General features: G+C 44.9%; 25 protein-coding genes and 4 pseudogenes. 6 read left to right on the top strand and 23 right to left on the bottom strand.

Annotated elements, in window-relative coordinates:
* Positions 1-4 precede the first annotated feature (4 nt).
* The 23 genes and pseudogenes from HDCHBGLK_RS19695 to HDCHBGLK_RS08180 all read right to left on the bottom strand — a co-directional run bounded on the left by HDCHBGLK_RS19695 (position 5) and on the right by HDCHBGLK_RS08180 (position 12,322).
* On the bottom strand, positions 5-1,297 hold the full coding sequence (locus tag HDCHBGLK_RS19695) for a GNAT family N-acetyltransferase (RefSeq protein WP_009249052.1): 1,293 nt from the start codon (positions 1,295-1,297) through the stop codon (positions 5-7).
* A gap of 52 nt (positions 1,298-1,349) precedes the next feature.
* Complete coding sequence (locus HDCHBGLK_RS08275; protein ID WP_050755160.1) at positions 1,350-1,700, bottom strand: class I SAM-dependent methyltransferase; 351 nt, start codon at positions 1,698-1,700, stop codon at positions 1,350-1,352.
* Positions 1,690-1,836, bottom strand: a complete 147-nt coding sequence (locus HDCHBGLK_RS19345) for a hypothetical protein (RefSeq protein ID WP_004608526.1) — start codon at positions 1,834-1,836, stop codon at positions 1,690-1,692. Before HDCHBGLK_RS19345 ends, HDCHBGLK_RS08275 begins: the two co-directional genes overlap by 11 nt.
* A complete protein-coding gene (locus HDCHBGLK_RS08270; RefSeq protein WP_161567388.1) occupies positions 1,833-2,453 on the bottom strand; it encodes an SGNH/GDSL hydrolase family protein in 621 nt (206 codons plus the stop codon). Before HDCHBGLK_RS08270 ends, HDCHBGLK_RS19345 begins: the two co-directional genes overlap by 4 nt.
* Positions 2,454-2,499: 46 nt before the next feature.
* Positions 2,500-2,859: pseudogene (locus tag HDCHBGLK_RS08265) on the bottom strand (pyridoxamine 5'-phosphate oxidase family protein); the annotation flags it as partial.
* A gap of 39 nt (positions 2,860-2,898) precedes the next feature.
* On the bottom strand, positions 2,899-3,363 hold the full coding sequence (locus HDCHBGLK_RS08260; RefSeq protein ID WP_004608529.1) for a hypothetical protein: 465 nt from the start codon (positions 3,361-3,363) through the stop codon (positions 2,899-2,901).
* Positions 3,364-3,386: 23 nt separating this feature from the next.
* The gene (locus tag HDCHBGLK_RS08255; protein WP_004608530.1) at positions 3,387-4,013 is read right to left on the bottom strand and encodes a CatA-like O-acetyltransferase; all 627 of its coding nucleotides are present in this window, start codon (positions 4,011-4,013) and stop codon (positions 3,387-3,389) included.
* Positions 4,014-4,019: 6 nt separating this feature from the next.
* Entirely contained in the window at positions 4,020-4,733 is a 714-nt protein-coding gene (locus HDCHBGLK_RS08250; RefSeq protein WP_039910096.1) for a DUF5131 family protein, read from the bottom strand.
* Between the two features lie 39 nt (positions 4,734-4,772).
* Positions 4,773-5,051, bottom strand: a complete 279-nt coding sequence (locus tag HDCHBGLK_RS08245; protein ID WP_004608532.1) for a hypothetical protein — start codon at positions 5,049-5,051, stop codon at positions 4,773-4,775.
* Positions 5,052-5,059: 8 nt separating this feature from the next.
* A complete protein-coding gene (locus HDCHBGLK_RS19690; protein WP_004608533.1) occupies positions 5,060-5,236 on the bottom strand; it encodes a hypothetical protein in 177 nt (58 codons plus the stop codon).
* Entirely contained in the window at positions 5,223-5,345 is a 123-nt protein-coding gene (locus HDCHBGLK_RS19685) for a hypothetical protein (protein WP_004608534.1), read from the bottom strand. The genes HDCHBGLK_RS19690 and HDCHBGLK_RS19685 overlap by 14 nt, the downstream gene beginning before the upstream one ends.
* Positions 5,335-6,207, bottom strand: coding sequence for a DinB/UmuC family translesion DNA polymerase (locus tag HDCHBGLK_RS08235; RefSeq protein ID WP_004608535.1), 873 nt, complete (start codon positions 6,205-6,207; stop codon positions 5,335-5,337). Before HDCHBGLK_RS08235 ends, HDCHBGLK_RS19685 begins: the two co-directional genes overlap by 11 nt.
* A 22-nt stretch (positions 6,208-6,229) precedes the next feature.
* The gene (locus tag HDCHBGLK_RS08230) at positions 6,230-6,709 is read right to left on the bottom strand and encodes a GNAT family N-acetyltransferase (RefSeq protein ID WP_233440748.1); all 480 of its coding nucleotides are present in this window, start codon (positions 6,707-6,709) and stop codon (positions 6,230-6,232) included.
* A gap of 179 nt (positions 6,710-6,888) precedes the next feature.
* Positions 6,889-7,317 carry a desulfoferrodoxin family protein gene (locus HDCHBGLK_RS08225; protein ID WP_004608537.1) on the bottom strand — a complete coding sequence of 143 codons (429 nt, stop codon included), beginning with the start codon at positions 7,315-7,317 and terminating at the stop codon, positions 6,889-6,891.
* Positions 7,318-7,395: 78 nt separating this feature from the next.
* Positions 7,396-8,448: pseudogene (locus HDCHBGLK_RS08220) on the bottom strand (DUF4368 domain-containing protein); the annotation flags it as partial.
* Positions 8,449-8,544: 96 nt separating this feature from the next.
* A complete protein-coding gene (locus HDCHBGLK_RS08215; protein WP_004608539.1) occupies positions 8,545-8,814 on the bottom strand; it encodes a hypothetical protein in 270 nt (89 codons plus the stop codon).
* Entirely contained in the window at positions 8,811-9,014 is a 204-nt protein-coding gene (locus HDCHBGLK_RS08210; protein ID WP_009249065.1) for a helix-turn-helix transcriptional regulator, read from the bottom strand. The genes HDCHBGLK_RS08215 and HDCHBGLK_RS08210 overlap by 4 nt, the downstream gene beginning before the upstream one ends.
* A 142-nt stretch (positions 9,015-9,156) precedes the next feature.
* Positions 9,157-9,297: a Maff2 family mobile element protein gene (locus tag HDCHBGLK_RS08205; protein WP_004608541.1), complete on the bottom strand. Its 141-nt coding sequence runs from the start codon at positions 9,295-9,297 to the stop codon at positions 9,157-9,159.
* 95 nt (positions 9,298-9,392) lie between these two features.
* Complete coding sequence (locus tag HDCHBGLK_RS08200; protein ID WP_004608542.1) at positions 9,393-9,620, bottom strand: hypothetical protein; 228 nt, start codon at positions 9,618-9,620, stop codon at positions 9,393-9,395.
* 133 nt (positions 9,621-9,753) lie between these two features.
* Positions 9,754-10,813 (bottom strand): annotated as a pseudogene (locus HDCHBGLK_RS08195) (VirD4-like conjugal transfer protein, CD1115 family); the annotation flags it as partial.
* On the bottom strand, positions 10,810-11,145 hold the full coding sequence (locus tag HDCHBGLK_RS08190; protein ID WP_456300766.1) for a PcfB family protein: 336 nt from the start codon (positions 11,143-11,145) through the stop codon (positions 10,810-10,812). The gene HDCHBGLK_RS08190 and the pseudogene HDCHBGLK_RS08195, both read right to left, overlap by 4 nt.
* A 70-nt stretch (positions 11,146-11,215) precedes the next feature.
* Positions 11,216-11,428, bottom strand: a complete 213-nt coding sequence (locus HDCHBGLK_RS08185; RefSeq protein WP_003819042.1) for a DUF5348 domain-containing protein — start codon at positions 11,426-11,428, stop codon at positions 11,216-11,218.
* Positions 11,429-11,443: 15 nt separating this feature from the next.
* Positions 11,444-12,322, bottom strand: coding sequence for a DUF6017 domain-containing protein (locus HDCHBGLK_RS08180; RefSeq protein ID WP_330362668.1), 879 nt, complete (start codon positions 12,320-12,322; stop codon positions 11,444-11,446).
* A 712-nt stretch (positions 12,323-13,034) separates the two neighbouring features.
* Here HDCHBGLK_RS08180 and HDCHBGLK_RS08175 point away from each other — a divergent pair.
* From HDCHBGLK_RS08175 to HDCHBGLK_RS08150, 6 genes and pseudogenes are all read left to right on the top strand, one after another.
* On the top strand, positions 13,035-14,276 hold the full coding sequence (locus tag HDCHBGLK_RS08175) for an HlyC/CorC family transporter (protein ID WP_004608547.1): 1,242 nt from the start codon (positions 13,035-13,037) through the stop codon (positions 14,274-14,276).
* 161 nt (positions 14,277-14,437) lie between these two features.
* A complete protein-coding gene (locus tag HDCHBGLK_RS08170; RefSeq protein WP_004608548.1) occupies positions 14,438-15,208 on the top strand; it encodes a sensor histidine kinase in 771 nt (256 codons plus the stop codon).
* Positions 15,209-15,211: 3 nt separating this feature from the next.
* Positions 15,212-15,433: an ATP-binding protein gene (locus HDCHBGLK_RS19340; RefSeq protein ID WP_004608549.1), complete on the top strand. Its 222-nt coding sequence runs from the start codon at positions 15,212-15,214 to the stop codon at positions 15,431-15,433.
* A gap of 57 nt (positions 15,434-15,490) precedes the next feature.
* Complete coding sequence (locus tag HDCHBGLK_RS08165; protein ID WP_004608550.1) at positions 15,491-16,204, top strand: response regulator transcription factor; 714 nt, start codon at positions 15,491-15,493, stop codon at positions 16,202-16,204.
* Positions 16,204-17,501: pseudogene (locus HDCHBGLK_RS08155) on the top strand (TrkH family potassium uptake protein). Before HDCHBGLK_RS08165 ends, HDCHBGLK_RS08155 begins: the two are co-directional and overlap by 1 nt.
* The gene (locus HDCHBGLK_RS08150) at positions 17,441-17,710 is read left to right on the top strand and encodes an NAD(P)-binding domain-containing protein (protein WP_230104890.1); all 270 of its coding nucleotides are present in this window, start codon (positions 17,441-17,443) and stop codon (positions 17,708-17,710) included. The pseudogene HDCHBGLK_RS08155 and the gene HDCHBGLK_RS08150 overlap by 61 nt, the downstream one beginning before the upstream one ends.
* The last annotated feature ends 5 nt before the right edge of the window (positions 17,711-17,715 follow it).

Genomic DNA, 17,715 nt, shown 5'->3' with positions numbered 1-17,715 from the left:
TTTGCTATTCAAGGTTCTTTAATATTTCCTGATAACGGTACGTGGCAAGTTTGCTTGGCTTGTTCTTCTTACAAAAAGATAATTTCGCAAGTTTAGGAACTACGCGCTCCACGACAATCTGCCCGTCCGCTAGTTTAGACTCCAATACTTCCAGCGCTTCCTTAAATCTGTCATCCTTTCTCGCAGATTCATAAAATGACAGCACATAGACATAGTGGAAGAGGCCATATCCGCGGAACGGATACTCAATCTGCATAAACAGCGTCCCTATGCCATAATGGCAGGGGCTTATGGGCTTTCGGATCCGCCAATGCTTTAGCAGAAACTCTACCGCCTGATCAAGCGCGGGACCTGCTTCTTTTCTATCCGTAAAGCGGAATGCGTCCAGTATCTCTAACGTGGTATAGGGCGTAGAATGCTCTGTCTCAGGTCCTCTGCCAAAACTATACTTGTTACACTTCCATCCTCCATCCGGCTGCTGCGTATCAAGAAAGTGCCGGAATGTCTTCTGCATCCTCGGGTCGGCGGCATACCCCATATGGCAAAGCGCCACCGCTGCCAGCGCCGTCTGGCAAGGATAGATTCCGCCGCTGGGAGAGATCTTGAATCTTCCATCCTCTTTCCATGTGCTAAAGATCAGGCTCGCCGCATCTTCCAGCACTGGATCATCTGCGGGAACGCCCAGTTCCCGCAGATAAAGCACGCTCTCCAGCGTGGTAAACGGCGCGCCTTTTAACAGTTTCTTGTCCGGCGTAGTCCACAGATCCGCGCCATTATCATGCCTGTGGGACAATATCTCCCGGATATCCGCTTCATAATCAGTCCGTAGTTCCTTCACCATAATATATTCCTCTTCGTTCTCTCCTACGACATAAAAGCCTGCTGCCTGATACATCTTTAAGGCATAATTATCCTTTTGTACTGCCAGGGAAATCCTCTCATAACCGGCTTCCCGCAGGTGTTCAAGCATCCTGCCCATCAATGCAGTTCCAATACCACATCTCCGGTATTCCTTATATAAGGAAATCGCAAACTCAGGAGTCGTATTGTCAATGTTTCCGTACCCTTTTACATTCCTTGCCCAGACGGCGCCGACTACTTTTCCATCCGCTTGTGCCAGGAAACAGTGATCGTCCTTATCCGAGCCAAAGTCCTTTATATATACCTGAAGTTCCGGCTTTTCTATGATATTCCTTGGAGCCGGCTCTTCTCCTTCTCTTACAAAGATTGCTTCATATAAAAACTCCGCAAGAAGCGGATACTCCGAAGTTTTCATTTGCCTTATACTATATCTCATGACACCTCCCGTATCGCTTCCAGCCTTTATTTCACCGCCTTGACCAGCAGCGTCATTGGCCAAAGTGAGTCGTACGCTCTCCCGGATAAAAATAATTATCAATGGGCCAGCATGTTGGATTTCCGTTCTTATCATATTCCCAGTCTTCATTGATCCCCGCCGTAAAAGTCGGATGCTCGATGTTCACCAGGAATACGCCGTCTTCCTTCAGGGTTCTATAGACCCTTCCATAGATCTCATCCAGGTCCCTGACATAATGCAGGATCAGATTAGAGATCACGCAGTCGAAGGAGTCCGCTGGATAGCCGTACGTTTCTAATCCGCAGACCTCATACCGAATCTTAGGATCTGCGTTCTTTTCTTCTGCCTCCTGAATCATCTTTTCGCTTAAGTCAATGCCCAAAATCAGGATACATATCCTTAAACTGGTGCCATTTTCCTGCCCCGGACAGTCCATGACGGCTGCGCGACATCTGCGCATACTGCTCGAAGAACTGTTCGTTATCATAAATATTGTTCATTTCTTTCTGATTGATCAATGATTTCTCTCCTTTACTAATCTGTCCAAATGTCTCTGTACCTCCATGGCCAGGGCCTTGGCTGATTCCGTATTATAGTGGACGCCGTCCACCGTAAGCTTTAGTCCTCTCATCCGTCCAAGCCAGTCCTTTGTAAATGGAAGTACTGCCGTAAATACGCCTTCGCCCACGCGGGTCAGATTCCTATGCTTCCACGTATACTCCCCTGGCTGCGAAGCCAATTCCATCTGCAAAGCATAAATATCAATAAATGGTACCTCATACTTTTTTGCCAGGCGCCCGATAATCTTATTTCTGATTCTTATCGATTCATGAGGATAGCCTTTCAACTCAATATAAGGCATTCCTATCAAGATCATCTTTTTCTGCCTATCAGCCAGAAGTATCAGATACTTTTCATACTCAACGGCAAACTCCTTCATGTCCGTCTTGCATTGAAGCCGTCTGCATCTTGGCTCCATCTGTAGTTTCCACAGCCATGATATCCGGGTCAGATACGGCAGCAATACGTCATTCGTCCCAATGCCGACAATATAGGTGTCTACCGCTTCGTACTCCGGATAAGCGACAATCCTTCTTAGCCGCTTCAAAGCGCCGTGGGTCGTATCCCCATTCACCCCCTTGTTGATTACCTCTAAGGGATGCCTGAGATAACGTATGTATGAATTTGAGCACGCAGTAATCCGGATCCGTCACGCCTTCCGGGTAATACATGGTATCCCCTTCACGCCAGATTCGTTCCTTTGCCTCCGGGGTTTCCAGCACTTCTACCGTGCCAGCTGAACTGGCGCCGCGGAAGTACCGCTTATCTACAAAATAAATACTTGCCTTTGGATTCTTCCGAAAGCATTTGACTTTGTTGGAAGAAGTATTGGTGGTGAACCAGAACTCCTTAATTCCCCGGCGTTCTCTGGGCTTAAGCATTGCCTTTGTGACAGGGTACCTCTCTTCGTCTATATAACTGATCAGGGCAGTGCTGTATTTGTCGGCCATATTGCCAATCGTCTGTTGCGGATCTCTCATCATCGTATGATCCTCCTGTCTGCTTTTAATCTTGTTCTGCTAATCCGGCATGCAAGTTCCAACCACCTGCCGTTCATCCATATACTTTTCGATCTCTTCTTCTGTCATCCTGCGCACCTGCGTGCCCGGGAATTCCTGATACTCCTTCTGTCGGAATACTGGTGCCATGCCGTTGCAGGACTTATCCTTGTTCTTTTTCAAAAAAGCCTGCAATTCTTCCTCCCCTGGAAATATCTTATAAGAGACTCTGCCTTTTACATTCGTGATCTCATAAATCCCACAGGGCTTCTTCATAGTATAATCCGCAGTGCGCAGATAAAGTTTTGCAATATCCAGCGTCTTAAAAGGGAAATTCCACCTCCGAAGCCCTCGCTTGCCGTCTTGCTCGATACAGATGCAGCGGCCGCAGGATCCACAGATATACTGGGTATGGTTCCTGAGACAATCCTGCGGATTCAATAGAGGCGTGATTCTGTTGTCATCTGCATAACACTCCCTACACATCCCTCTTACCTCCTCTCTACATTCTACTGTTCCAGATAGTCCTGGATTGCTTCTGCCAGCCGTCCCACATGTAGGCCGTCCACAAAAGAATGATGCGCTTGTACAGAAAATGGAAGAAGCACCTTTCCATCCCGTTCAAAATATTTTCCCCAGTCAAACAGGGGCGTCGCATTATCTTTCTTTCCCGAATTCGTATGAGAGATATGCGTATAGGACACCCAAGGCATGGGTGAGAACTGGAATACATCATTTCCAAGCGGTCCGGTAAAATATTCCTTCTGTTCTCTTGCCGTCCTGGCTGCCAGTTCTACATAATCCTCCATGATATCCTGCATAGGCACATTGACTACTTTAAATAATTCCGTATCCTGATCAAGGTAGGTAAACGCCGTATCAATCTTCTCAAACAGCGCTACCTGGCCATCAACAAAACGGTAGCGAAATTCTTCTATCTCATTGGCGCACTTTGACACAACAAAGATCATAGCCATGGTAAATGAATACCCGCTCTCTTTTATCTTCCTTAAAAACTTCGTGATGTCCAATTCGAACGTGACGCAGAATGCCGGTTCAACGCTATCCCTAAATACCATGCAATGCATAGCGCGCTTCCAGTTCTTTTCGTCGATCAGTTCATACTTATTACTCATATCTCATCATCCCTTCCAATTAATATTCGCCTTCCTCGCCTGGCTTCCCAAATCCTTTACCTTAAGCATATATTGTTTTCCATCTTTTATAAAATGAGTGCCGCACTGTCGGAATTCAAACGCGCAGTTCTGACTGATACACTGCTGCCGGATGGATAGTACCCATTCATAGGAAAGGGGCCGGGCATTTTTGTCGGATTCTCCTCCTACTACCGTCAATTCCACTCCATCCAGATATTTCCTGATATCGATCGCCTCAATCAAAGGCTGGCAGATAATATTCTTATGCTTAAGCGGCAGTTCCTGGAAAATCGCAAGCCGATAGTCTGCCATCTCCTGATTTTCAACGGTACATCCCACCGTTACATTCTCATACCCGTCGCCCCAGTCAGCGGGCATACAGGCCGCAAACCGCTCGATCCGCTTTGTCAGGAAGAGAAATTGCAGATCCTGCCTTTCCCGCATCATCTCCCAGCACTCCTTGCGCCAGGGATCCGCGTCCTCCACCAGGAAGTCCGAAGAAAAGCACAGATACACCGTCTGCCCAGGCTTCATCTTATAGATGCCGGACTTGGTCTTTTCCACAGGCGCATAGAATTTCTCCGTACGCACCACCTGCCCGGTATCAATCCCTTTCCTCTTATCCCCCTTATGGATATAACAATATCTGCACCCTTCGCTATGCCTGTGGCAGCCCCGCCAGGGATTCCACATGGACATGGAAATCACCTCCGTTCCTGATCATTCTGTCTCTCCCGTCTATATAAACTGGTATCCTGCCTGTTCAAGCACTTCTATGGCTCTGTCATAATTATCTGACTTGGTCAGGATATAGTCCGTATTGGTTCCCTCTATCCGAAAGGCTTTCCAGCCATCCTCCCTCTCTACGACATTACAGGGGATGTCCGTCGTTACGCATACGACCGATCTTTCCTCATCCGTCTTTCCAATAAAGCAGAATTCGCTATCCAGATTCACCTTTGACAGATCCTCTACCTTGCAGACAGAAAAATCCTGTTCCAACTTCTTTAAATGCATATGCCGCCTTATATTCCGGTCGCCCTCTCTTCACAGATCAATTCATAGATATCCTCAAACGCAATCTTCGTATTGACAATCTTCAGCACTCTGGCCGTCTCATCTATCCTTGTAACCATTCCCGTCAGTTTCAGATATTCATCCTTGCAAAAATAAACCACCGTCACCCTGTCATTTTTTCGCACCTGGCAGAGCTTCCTTTTCCTTCTTGCGCAGCGCCTCCGGATATCCCTTTAATGCGGCAAACGGCATAAACTGTTTTGCCCGGTCTTCCCGGCTCATTTTATTCTCCACTTTTGTGTCCTCCGATCTGCCTGTTGCGTTCTTTCGTGGTTGCACCCTTTTCCAGATTCATTCCCTTAAGGATTGCATTTTTCCCAAACTTCTCTTTGATCTCAAGCATGGTTTTCTGTATCTTATGCTCTCTTTCTATCTCCGCAGGGTCGGTAAACAAATCATACTGCTGGTACATCTCATCCACCACGCGGTTAAATGCCAGCGTCACTCTGTGGATTGGCGCATTCCTGTCGACGATCTGCTCGAATAGTTCTTGGGTATAGCCCATGATCTTTTTCGCGGAACTTGTAGTTACGGGCATGGTGATAGTCCCATGGGCGGACTTCTTCTGCAGGCGTCTGGAGTATCCTACATATAAAGAAATAGGGTCTGTAACCAGCCCTTTCTCCACCAGTTTCAGGCAGAGCAGATCCGCCATTTCCTTTGCGATCAGCCTTCCACCCTCAAAGTCATAGTCGCATCCCAGCACCTGGCTGCTTGAAATAGAATTTTCCTTGGGCCTGTAGGCTTTGATGTCGGCTATGGTCGTCGTTTCCCTTCCCCAGGCATGGTCGATCAGCAATTCCGCGTCTATGCCGAACATGCGGTACAGCATATCCTCATCCGCTTTTGCAATGTCCTCCATCGTGTAGATTCCTGCACTCTCCAAGCGCCTGGCAATGCCGGATCCGACTCTCCAGAAATCCGTCAGGGGCCTATGGCTCCACAAGGTTCTTTTGTAGGACTCTTCTTCCAGGATTCCGATATGATCGGCGACCACAAGATTCGTCATCAGCGGATCCAGCCCGCGCTCCCGGCACTCCACGGAAGCATAGAAAGATTTCAAATCTATGCAGATGTAGGTTCTATCCTGGGACATTTTAGTCTCCTCCTTGAATCACCTATCTTTCCTTGCACTCTTTTTTCATAACCTCATAGACTAGCATAACCCCGCCGCCAACGTCTATACGTTCATGCCTCAGTGTTTTGTATCCGCGCCTTTCGTACATTGTGCTTGCCGGAAGCGAGGTATCCAGAATAATCTCATCATGATACTGGCCGATCCGCTCCTCCAGCTGCTCCATGATAAAACTGCCGTATCCCTGTCTTTGAAATTCAGGAGCCACATACACCCTTGTGATATGATTTCTGTCAAAACTGCCCGTACCCGCCAGCCGTTCTCCGGAATATACGATGCCAACATTGCCCTTTTCCACATCTCGCCTGATGTTTTTCTCACAGTGAAGGCCGCAGAAAAAATCCACCACTTTTTCCGGATAATACTGGGGATAGACCGTCATGATCGTATGATGTACCAGGCTTACGATCCTTCCCGTATCATTTGCCATAGCCTTCTTATATTCCATTTTCATCTTTTTCATAGGGTGCATCTCCATTCTAAGATCCCTAACTGCCAATAGTGTTCAGAAAACGATGCAAAATCTATCATTTCTACTTTTATTCTATCATAATTTACGATTCGTATAAAAATAAATTTTGCTATTCGCCATCTATAACGAAAAGGCATCCGGAATGTCCCTCCGGATGCCTTATAGACACATTAGACCAGCACTTTATATAGCCCGTGCCTGTTGCAATAAGCATAGACAGCGCCATGCCCCCGTCTGGTAAAGCGGCATTCTGCGTTCTGCTCGGGATACAGTTTTACAAACTGGGCATAGTTGGATGTCACATATGCAAAGAATGAGATGTAGTGCTCCTTGGTCATCTCATGCTCCAGGAATACATGGAATTCACCGTCCATAACTTCCACCTGCGGCATATGGATATCATCCTTTTCTTCCTCTTCAAGCCTGGGAAGCGTGATCCCGCAGCAGCAGAAAGCGCCTTCGCCAACCGACTGTATCACATTCGCGCAGATGGGGCACACGTAAAAACTCATTTTCTTCATGTTCCCTGAAATGTTCTCGTTTTTCACCACGTCTCCTGTCAGCAGTTCTGCAATAGATACCTGCAGCGCTTCGGCCAATTCCTTGATAATTCCAATATCAGGCAGGCCTTTACCCGTTTCCCTTAATTAAAGATATTGTTGGGTAAAAAAGAAAGGTCAGTCGATTTTGCCGATGAAGCGGTAGTAGATTTCTACTTCCTGCTCACGGCTTCCGTCCTCGCTCTTGACAGCTTCGTGGACGGTTATTTTTTCAATTAGAGTGTTCAGAAGTTCGGCGGTCAACTCCACAGGGTTGACATACTGCTTCATCAGGGCAATCCACTTTTCAGCGTCCGCTGCGGTCTGTACGGCGGCTTCCATCGTTTCGTGAAGCTGCCGGATTTTTATTTCAAGCTCCTTTTGCTCGTTCTGGTACTTCTCGGACAGCATATTGAAGTTATACTCGGTAATTCGTCCGGCAGACCAGTCCTCATACATTTTAGCAAACAGCCCGTCAACCTCGACTTTGCGCTTCTCCGCCTTTTTCAGCTCCGCAGCCTGCTTTTTCTTCGCAGAGTTTCTTTCTCTGTCGCTGGCATTGAGCAGCCGTTTCAGCAGCTTGTCCTCGTCTTTCTGTGCCAGCATAGACCAGTATTGCAGTCTGGCAAGCACATAGGCATACAGCACATCATAGCGGATATAGTGCATGGAACACTGGCGTAATCCCTGTCCGTTCTTACTGCAATGGTAGTACCCGTATGGGTTTTTGTTCTGCCTGTTTTCCCCATAGGCTAAAGACCATCCGCAGTCTGCACATTTTATCAATCCTGCGAAAATCTGCGTCATACCGTTTCTGCGTTTCCTGCGTCTGCTTGCAATCAACTCCTGAACTTTTTGGAACACTTCTTCGGAAATGATGGCTTCGTGGGTATTTTCCACACGATACCATTCTTCCTGCGGCTTCCGCACCTTTTTCTTGTTCTTGAATGAAATGTTGCTCTGCTTGTTGTGAACGCTGTGACCGATGTAGGTTTTCTCTTTCAAAATGCTCTTGACCTGTGCAATCGTCCACGCATAGGCTTTTTCTGCGGGCGCACCGGCGTAGATATTTGCGAAAGTCCCGTACCTGTCATAGTTCAACCAGCCGGGGGTAGGTACTTTTTCCTCCACCAGAATCCTTGTAATGCTGGCGGCTCCCCGTCCGAGTACGGCAAGGTCAAAAATCTTCTCCTGATATTGTCTATTATGAAGCATAACGACACAAAAAGAAACCCCTAACCCCTCATGATTGAGGGGCAGGGGAGTTGAAGTGTCGAAGACACTTTTTTATAGTTCTTTATGATATTTCCATAGCCTGATAATAAAATATATTTGACAAATAGCAAATACACTCAACAAGATAAAAAAGGCTAACACACTGATAATATTAAAAAGTGCAAGCAATGAAATTGATATTGCATAGAGCCACATCATCAATTCGTATGCTCTGGCTTTTGCTGCATTGGCTAATGCTATATTTCTTTCGTCTTTTTCTTCGATTTTTAATTGTTTTATTTCGTTTCTTTCGCTTTGTGTCAACAATTCTTTATGTTTCATTTTTCTTCCTCCTCATAGATAAAAATATCTTCGATTTTTAAGCCGAAATATTTCGACAATTTGAAAGCCAACAAAATAGATGGGTTGTATCTTCCGTTTTCCAACGAACCAATAGTTTGTCTTGAAACTTCTAATTCAGCAGCTAATTCTTCCTGTTTGATACCTCTCTCTTTTCGCAATTCCTCTAAGCGGTTTTTCATAAAGACCTCCTTTTTATGGAAAGCATCCTTTCCATACACCTATTATAGCAACAGAGGTTTTGTATGTCAAGTGTCCTTTCCATTATGGGTGTATTTTTTATGGAATAGTGGGCTTCTGTCTATCAAATTCTTATGTGTTACTTTATGGCACATGAGCATTGCTTGCCGAGTTGTCCGCCCCGTATCCCTCCAAAAGATTGACGCCGCCCCATACGCAAAGCGCGCCGCCGAGGCCCACAACGATGGTCTGCAAAGTATCAACTGCACTATTGAAAAATTCCATAAATTTACCTCCATAAATTCAGATTGTGATGGTGTTTGGGTGCAAAAAAGCCGCCGTACACAGCGGCAGCCTCACAATCCGCAGACGACCCGGAGTTACTGGCCGTCCCGCCATTCCAGCACAGCCAGCGAAAAAATCTCGCCCCATGCTTCACACAGTCTGCGGTCTATTTCCCTTGCCAGTTCTTCGGCTTTCCCGTCCGTGGGCGGGGTATCATGTTCTGCGATCCACTGGCACAGAACCGCAGCGGAAATGATAGCCCGGTAGATTTCCTGCTCATACTTGAAATAATCCGCAAATGTAGATTCGTCCGAGTGTCCCATCGGTCACGCTCCTTTCTCTATGGCCGCTTTATTCCGCGGTAAAATCCTCATCCGACAGCTCAATGTCGTAGAGGTCAAAGGGTTCGTCCTCCGTTACCACGCGCCGCCTTTTCCGGCGCAGGGACGACAGGTAGATCAGCTTGTCAAAGTTTGGAATCTGGCCGATGTTGGCGAACTCGTCCAGAATCAGCCGCACATGGACGGGCAGCCGCCCGCCGTATTTGTCATCGGCCCGGTCACAAAGCAGGTTGATAAGCTGGCTTTGTACCATTGCCAGAATGAAATTAAAGGTCGTGTCCGTGTCCGACATAATCAGGAACAGGGCCGTTTTTTTATCCCCGATGGTGTCAAGTTCCAGCTCGTCGTCCTCCATCAGCTCCCGCACCTCCCGGATGTCAAAAGGCGCTAATCTGGCTCCGCAGCCTATCAAAATGGAGCTGCGGGTCTTGCCCGCCGACAGCAGGAATTTGCGGTACTGGCGCACCGCAAAATGTTCCGGGTCTTTTTCTTCCAGCCGTTCAAACATCTGGTCTACCGGGGATTGAAATTCCGGGTCGTCCTCGCGGGCTTCGCTGGCATTTATCATTTCAAGAAGCGTGGTGAAATTCATTTCATCGTCCGGCGCTTCGTACCAGATATAGCCAATAAGGGCCGAATACAGCAGGCGTTCCGATTTGATCCAAAAATCCTCGGCGCTCTTTTCGCCCTCGCCCTTGGTGTTGCAGATCAGCGTGTTTACCATCTTCAAAATGTCCTTTTCCGAATGGATGTCGGTAGCCGCACCGTACAAGGAGCTGGCCCACCTCGCCGATCAGACTTCCTTTCGGGTCGGTAATCACGAATGAGGTCAGGTAGTCCTTGGACACTGCATGAGGTTGGGCTTCACAAAGAACCGGGTCTTGCCGCTGCCGGAACCGCCGATCACCAGCACATTTTTGTTCCGGGCGGTCTTGGGGGTACACCATCAGCCGCAGTGCCACCGCACCGGCCACGCCCACCGCCAGATCGAACAGGTGGAAGCTGGGGGCGGCGCTTTCAAAGGCAAGGGAAAAGCCGTCCGCAAGGTGCAATAGTTTTTCCGACAAGTCCGCCCCAGCCGCCAGCCGGTAGGTCTGTCCCAGCTTGCCGAACAGGTAAACAAACAGCAGGTAGGGCAGGTTGACGATTATCAGCTTTTTCATTTCCGGCTTCATCGTGACAGCCCCCTTTCCTTGATTTTCTCCTTGGTCTGCTGGCTGCTTCTGGCCGCTGCCTTTTCTTTCAGGACGGCAAGGGTCTTTCGGATGGAGGGGCGTTCCTGCTGTTTGAGCTTCTTGGCCGTAAACTCCTTAAACGCCTGTTCCAGATTGTCCGCCTGCTTGGATTTGAAGATTACGATATACCGGGGCGGATGGGTGGTGCGGTCTTTCCGCAGGGTAAAATCAATGTCGTATTTCTTGGCGCAGGGCTTAAACAAGCCGATGTTGGCGTCGGTGATCTCAATGTTGGACAGGGCGGAACCGTCCTTTTTGAGCTGCCGTAAGATCTGCTGGCCGTGATGGGCCTTGCCCGTCCCTTTCTCCCTCCTTTGGAAAGTCAGCAGGCAGGCGGATGGCTTAAATCCTCACCCGCAGGCCGGAGAGATCGTCGGCATGGATTCCCACCAGATACCAGTTCTCGGCCATTTCAATGCGGGTCGGCCTCCATCTGCCGCCCACCATCACATCAAAAGTTTCTCCGCAGTGCAGGCCGCCGTAATAATCCGCAAGGTCAAAACGGATGTCGTAGCGGTCTGTCTGCTCGTCAAAAATCAAAGCACCCTGTTTCATAGGGGCGTCCTCCTTTCAGATTTTGCCATTATTCATGTCGTGGGCCACCAGCGCCGTGTAATAGCCGTTGATGGTGCTTGGGGCGTTGAACAGAACCGCCAGCAGGTATTTTTTGATGTTCCGTATTTCCGTGGTGTTTTTGCTGATACAGTCAAAGACAAACTCAATGTGAGAGCTGTCCAGCTTCATCAGCTTGGATTTCACTAGCTCGGCGGGGTAATCGTCCCCGGCAATGCGGATGGTCTTTCGGGCGCTGCATACGGTTTCCACCAGCAAGTCCACGATCTCGTCCAGCATATCCCGGTCAATCCCCTTGGCATACTGGCAAAGGTGTTCATACTCGATGTTGTCCTTGATGATCTCCCGATAAATCTCTACGGCGCTCTGTGATTTCGCTCCCGTTCCTTTCCGTTCTGGCGGCGCAGCCGCTTCTTCCCCCAAAGGAGAGGGCGGGGAAAGGATAGGAATGGAATCGGTATTTGATCCATCAGTCATTGATTTCTCTTTACTTGATCTATCTTTATTTAATTGCGTTGGTTTTTCCTGCGTAGGCTTTTCCAGCGTTGGATTATCCAATGTTGGATTTTCCAATGTAGGTGAATCCGGCACAGGCTGGGGCTGTTCGTAAATGATGTAATCCGCCCTGCGCAGGCGGCCTTGGCTGTCAAGCTCACGGGAACGCACGATATAGCCCGCCTGTTCCAGTTCCTTAACTGCCGCCCGAATTGCGTCGATCTGCTCTCGGTTGATAAGGGACAAGCCTTTCAGCGTAAAGTCCCAATCCTCCGGCAAGGACAGCAGGCCCTTGGCTTTCAGGGACAAATCCTTGTTCCGCAGGTGGTGGTTGGACATCACCGTGTAGCCCCGGTTTTTCTCCACTCGAAAAACTGCCATCTCGTCGTCCACTCCTTTCACTTGAAATTTCACCGCGCCGTCAAGGGCGGTGAGCTTGCCCGGCTGGTAGGGACATTCATCATACACACAAAACTGGTACTTCCAGTGCGGGCGGTAGAAACGGCAGGTGCCGCAGTCCTCCGGCGCTCCGGCCTCGCCGTTGTCAAAATGATCTGCGGTGTCGTATTCAATTTTCGATGTGTCACTATTTGGGCGGTGGGCTTCACGGGAGGCAGAAGCGTGTCAAAGCTCAATCCGAAAGTAGTAAATCGGTAGTAAATTCAGTTCTTATATCCCGTGAAATGCCCGTGTTTCCGGGCTTTTTGGAGATAATCAGAGTTGTTATATTAAAAATAATAATATTTTAATTTATTTGTGTGCTGTGTACTGTAGATGAAAAAGATATTCTAAAAATATCTCATTGTTGGCTAAGTTTTGGTTAAGAAGTATCCGCTTAGATTGACATCATTTCTCATAATTGCTAAACTACCATAAAATTATTTTAATTAAGGAGATCATGCATTATGAATGACGACGGCGACAGTTGTAAGCCACCATCGAGCCATATTTTAACTATAATGGGACATAGCCTGTGTTTACGAGAATAAATATGGGCTGTGTCTTTTTGTGCTTTTATGGACAAAGGCAGGAGTTACAATTAGAAAATGAAAGAAACTTTAAAATAGTATTTTGAAAGAACGAGGTAAAATAAATGGGTAGTGATTCAATTTCACTCATAATTATTGTAGCATGTATTGTTATGTCAGCATATTTTTCGGCGACGGAAACAGCGTTTTCATCATTAAACAGAATCCGTGTGAAAAATCTGGCAGAAAAAGGAAACAAAAAAGCAAAGCTTGTTATGAAGCTTTCTGAAAACTATGACAGTTTATTATCGACCATATTGATTGGTAACAACATTGTTAATATTGCCAGTGCATCTCTTGCAACGGTACTGTTTGTGAATATGCTTGGTGCTGAAGCTGGACCAAGTGTATCTACGGCTGTAACAACGGTAGTTGTGCTTATCTTCGGAGAGGTTTCACCAAAGAGTATTGCAAAGGAATCTCCTGAGAAATTTGCAATGTTTTCAGCTCCGATTTTAAATATGCTGGTCAAGATTCTGACTCCGTTCAATTTTCTCTTTGGACAGTGGAAAAAGTTATTGTCCCTGCTTTTTAAATCTTCTGATGACACAGGGATTACAGAAGAAGAATTGCTTTTCATCGTAGATGAAGCAGAGCAGGATGGCGGAATTGACGAACAGGAAAGTAAATTAATACACAGTGCTCTGGAGTTTACGGAACAGGAAGTAATTGATGTTTTAACTCCGCGAATTGATATTACAGCTGTTTCGACACAGGCCACTAAGGAAGAGATTGCAGAAATATTTGCAGAAACAGCATATTCAAGGATTCCGCTATATGATGAATCTGTGGATCACATTATAGGAATTATTTATCAGAAAGATTTTCATAATTACGTTTATCATACAGATAAAGATATTTCTGAAATTGTGCGACCTACATTATATGTACATAAAAATAAGAAAATTGGTGTCTTATTGAAAGAATTACAGCAGAGAAAAATGCATTTTGCGGTTGTGTTGGATGAGTTTGGCGGAACAATCGGTATTGTTACATTGGAAGATATCTTAGAGGAACTCGTTGGAGAAATCTGGGATGAACATGATGAAGTAAATTCGGAAATTGAGATAAAATCAGAAGATGAAGTCATAGCACTAGGCAGTGCTAATGTAGAAAAACTGTTTGAAGTATTAAATATTGAAATTACGGAGGATGAAGAAATACCGGTAATAGTAAACGGCTGGGTTATGAAGGAATTAGAACGTATACCAGTTAAGGGTGATACATTTGAGTATAAGGGATATAAGATTACCGTACTCAGTGTAAATGAGAAGCGTGTAGAGAAAGTATTGATTAAAAAGAATTAACAGAAGTAAAAAGCCGGATGAAGAACAGATTCTTTTAATTTGTTTTTGAGCCGGTATTTGTTTTTTGATTTTAGAGAATATAAAACAGTATAACTTTATATTTTCTTAACCACTAATTTACCGGTTTGTTGTTAATATATGTAATCGAGGTGATGTGAAATATGAAAAAAGAGCACTCTGTAATAAAAGATATTGTGATAACGATTGTGATATTAATGATGAGTTTTTTATTATGTTTGTGTAACCAAAATATATTTGAAGATAATTTCCTGATTCCGACTATTTTTGTATTAGGTGCATTTTTGACATCTGTAATTACAGAAGGGTATATCTATGGGGTTGTATCCGCACTGGTAAGTGTCTTGGCTGTTAATTTTGCTTTTACTTTTCCGTATTTTTCATTTGATTTTACGGTAATGGAAAACATAATTTCAGGAGTTATTTTGCTTGTTGTTGCAGTGATTACCTGTGGATTGACAACGACCATAAAGCGTCAGGAAGCGATCAAGGCAGAAAGTGAAAAAGAGAAGATGCGGGCAAATCTGCTTCGGGCAATTTCACATGATTTAAGAACACCGCTTACTACTATTTTCGGTTCCAGTTCTGCACTATTAGAACATTATGATGAGTTTAGCGAGGAACAAAACAGGCAGATGATTCAGGGAATCAAAGAGGATTCACTGTGGCTAAGTAGAATGGTTGAAAATCTTCTGACCGTAACAAGAATTGACGGTCAGAAAGTAAAAATTGTAAAGACAGAAACGGTTTTGGATGAACTTATTGATTCTATATTAATTAAATTTGCAAAAAGATATCCTGATCAGACAGTGGAAGTTGATATACCGGATGACTTTATTGTGATACCAATGGATGCAATCCTTATTGAACAGGTCGTAATAAATTTGCTGGAAAATGCAGTAGAGCATGCGTAAGGTATGACAAAACTGTTGTTAAGAGTAATTGTAAAGGGAAATAAAGTGATTTTTCAAATAAATGATAATGGTTGTGGTATTGAAAAAGAAAAATTAAAGAATATTTTCACCAGTCAGTTTTATAAAGAGAATATTCCGGCGGATGGAAGCAAGAGTAATGCCGGGATAGGTTTGTCTGTATGTGCAACCATCATTAAGGCACATGGGGGGATATTCAGGCAGTGAGCTTAAAAGAAGGTGGCTGTGAATTCAAGTTTATTTTAGATATGGAAGAGGTAGCCAATGAATAATAAGTATAAAATTCTTGTTGTGGAAGATGAAATAAATATTAGAAATCTGCTAGTGGCATTGTTAGAGACGAATGGATATGCAGCGATTGTGGCAGGTGATTATACAACAGGAAAAATGATGTATGAGTCTCATAGACCGGATTTGGTTATTTTAGACCTTGGACTTCCGGATATAGATGGGACTACATTTATAAACGAGGTTCGTAAAGTTTCATTAACTCCGATAATTGTACTTTCTGCAAGAACAGATGAATCGGATAAGGTTGGTGCACTGGACATGGGAGCGAATGATTATGTAACAAAGCCATTTAGGTCTGCAGAGTTAGTTGCAAGAGTCCGTTCAGCACTTAGAATAACTAGACACAGCAGTGAGGATGGAAAGCTTCCGGGTGGAACGTTCCGGTCTAAAGGATTACTGATCGATTATGATGCCAGAAGAGTTTTTATTGATAATACAGAAATTAAGCTTACCCAGATAGAATATAACATTATTACCGTATTATCCGAACATGCAGGAAAAGTTATGACATATGCAGCGATTATTAAGGAAATATGGGGATATAATGATCTGAACAGTAAAAAGAAACTGCAGGTAAACATGGCGAATATACGGAAGAAGTTTGGTGCAAAGCCCGGCAAACATAATTATATAGAAAATGAGCTTGGAGTAGGATACCGAATGTGTGAACAGGAGGAATCACTATAATGACTGCACAGATAAAAAGATTAACACCGGCACAGATTATTACGCTGGGATTTGCATTGTTGATTCTGATCGGATCAATACTTCTAAGTCTGCCGATCAGTGTGCAGGACGGAGTGGAACTGAAATACATAGATGCACTTTATACATCAACAAGTGCTGTGTGTGTAACCGGATTGATTGCAGTAGATGCAGGAGATACCTTTACGCCAATCGGACAATTCTTCCTTGCGATGCTGATCCAATTTGGTGGTCTTGGTGTGACAACAGTCGGAGCAGGCGTAATTATTGCAATGGGTAAGAAAATCAACCTGAAGGGTAGAACTCTTATACGGGAAACTTTAAATGTAGGATCAGGAAAAGGATTAGTTATACTGATTCGAAAAGTAATTATGTAACGGTATTATTTGAAGTAACAGGAGCTGTTCTCAGTTTTCTTGTATTCTCCAGAGATTATCCGCTACTTGAAGCGATAGGCATCAGTTGTTTCCATTCCGTAGCTGCATTTAACAATTCAGGGTTTGATATCCTTGGGAACTATCAGAATATGATTCCGTATCAGAGTGATGTATTACTGAACCTTGTAACAAGTGGATTTATATTTTGGGGCGGTATAGGTTTTTTGGTTATTTGGGAAATAGGTAAGACCAGATTTAAATGGAAGAAGTTTTCCATGCATACGAAGGTTGTGCTGAGTGTAAGTATATTGCTTATCGCTGTTGGAACAGTGTTTTTAAGAATGACAGAAAATATTACATGGCTCGGTGCATTCTTCCACAGTGTGTCTGCGAGAACGGCAGGTTTTTCTTCTTATGATTTGGGTTCATTTTCAAATGCCGGTTTACTTACTTTAGTTGTATTGATGTTTATAGGTGCATTTCCTGGTTCAACAGGAGGTGGTATCAAGACAAGTACATTTTTTGTATTATTGCAGGGAATAAAAGCATCATCAACAAATTGTTCAGAAAAGGCTTTTAAATACGCTCTGCCAAAAGATGCGTTCCGAAAGGCATCGGTAATCTTTCTATTAGCACTTGGAGTGGTGATAACAGGGACATATCTAATGGTGCTCTTTGAGCCGCAGTTGGCACTGATGGATATTTTATTTGAGATAACAAGTGCCTTTGGAACAGTAGGACTTTCTACCGGAATTACAAGAACATTAGGAGTGGACAGTAAGCTGTTATCGATTTTAATCATGCTGATTGGCAGACTTGGACTGCTGACGGTGGCAACTGTATGGCATTTTGGGAAAGGCGAAAGAATCAAATATCCAGAAGGAAATATAATGATTGGGTAATAGGTGAAAATATGTTTAAGAATAATAAAATAACAACGTATGGGATTATAGGTCTCGGACGATTTGGTAAGGCTCTTGCAATGAATCTTGCAGAAGCAGGGGCAGAGATTCTTGTAATAGATAAAGCAACAATATGGGGATATAGGTTAGAAAATGGTAAAAGCAAAGATAAAGAAGACCATAACAAAGAAGATAGAATGGAGGAGTAATCGTT

The organism is [Clostridium] scindens ATCC 35704 (assembly GCF_004295125.1).
GTDB classification, from domain to species: domain Bacteria; phylum Bacillota; class Clostridia; order Lachnospirales; family Lachnospiraceae; genus Clostridium_AP; species Clostridium_AP scindens.
This window is presented reverse-complemented; position numbering and strand designations above follow the sequence as displayed.

Coding starts and splice junctions, on each gene's coding strand:
- HDCHBGLK_RS08260 (WP_004608529.1), bottom strand. CDS start 3,363: ATGTGTAGGGAGTGTTATGCAGATGACAACAGAATCACGCCTCTATTG.
- HDCHBGLK_RS08205 (WP_004608541.1), bottom strand. CDS start 9,297: ATGGAATTTTTCAATAGTGCAGTTGATACTTTGCAGACCATCGTTGTG.
- HDCHBGLK_RS08210 (WP_009249065.1), bottom strand. CDS start 9,014: ATGAAAAACCGCTTAGAGGAATTGCGAAAAGAGAGAGGTATCAAACAG.
- HDCHBGLK_RS08180 (WP_330362668.1), bottom strand. CDS start 12,322: ATGGCAGTTTTTCGAGTGGAGAAAAACCGGGGCTACACGGTGATGTCC.
- HDCHBGLK_RS08235 (WP_004608535.1), bottom strand. CDS start 6,207: ATGTCCCAGGATAGAACCTACATCTGCATAGATTTGAAATCTTTCTAT.
- HDCHBGLK_RS08255 (WP_004608530.1), bottom strand. CDS start 4,013: ATGAGTAATAAGTATGAACTGATCGACGAAAAGAACTGGAAGCGCGCT.
- HDCHBGLK_RS08185 (WP_003819042.1), bottom strand. CDS start 11,428: ATGAAACAGGGTGCTTTGATTTTTGACGAGCAGACAGACCGCTACGAC.
- HDCHBGLK_RS08230 (WP_233440748.1), bottom strand. CDS start 6,709: ATGAAAAAGATGAAAATGGAATATAAGAAGGCTATGGCAAATGATACG.
- HDCHBGLK_RS08150 (WP_230104890.1), top strand. CDS start 17,441: ATGGCATTTTGGGAAAGGCGAAAGAATCAAATATCCAGAAGGAAATAT.
- HDCHBGLK_RS08245 (WP_004608532.1), bottom strand. CDS start 5,051: ATGCATTTAAAGAAGTTGGAACAGGATTTTTCTGTCTGCAAGGTAGAG.
- HDCHBGLK_RS08200 (WP_004608542.1), bottom strand. CDS start 9,620: ATGGGACACTCGGACGAATCTACATTTGCGGATTATTTCAAGTATGAG.
- HDCHBGLK_RS08170 (WP_004608548.1), top strand. CDS start 14,438: ATGAAAAAAGAGCACTCTGTAATAAAAGATATTGTGATAACGATTGTG.
- HDCHBGLK_RS08175 (WP_004608547.1), top strand. CDS start 13,035: ATGGGTAGTGATTCAATTTCACTCATAATTATTGTAGCATGTATTGTT.
- HDCHBGLK_RS08215 (WP_004608539.1), bottom strand. CDS start 8,814: ATGAAACATAAAGAATTGTTGACACAAAGCGAAAGAAACGAAATAAAA.
- HDCHBGLK_RS08165 (WP_004608550.1), top strand. CDS start 15,491: ATGAATAATAAGTATAAAATTCTTGTTGTGGAAGATGAAATAAATATT.
- HDCHBGLK_RS19695 (WP_009249052.1), bottom strand. CDS start 1,297: ATGAGATATAGTATAAGGCAAATGAAAACTTCGGAGTATCCGCTTCTT.
- HDCHBGLK_RS19340 (WP_004608549.1), top strand. CDS start 15,212: ATGACAAAACTGTTGTTAAGAGTAATTGTAAAGGGAAATAAAGTGATT.
- HDCHBGLK_RS08250 (WP_039910096.1), bottom strand. CDS start 4,733: ATGTCCATGTGGAATCCCTGGCGGGGCTGCCACAGGCATAGCGAAGGG.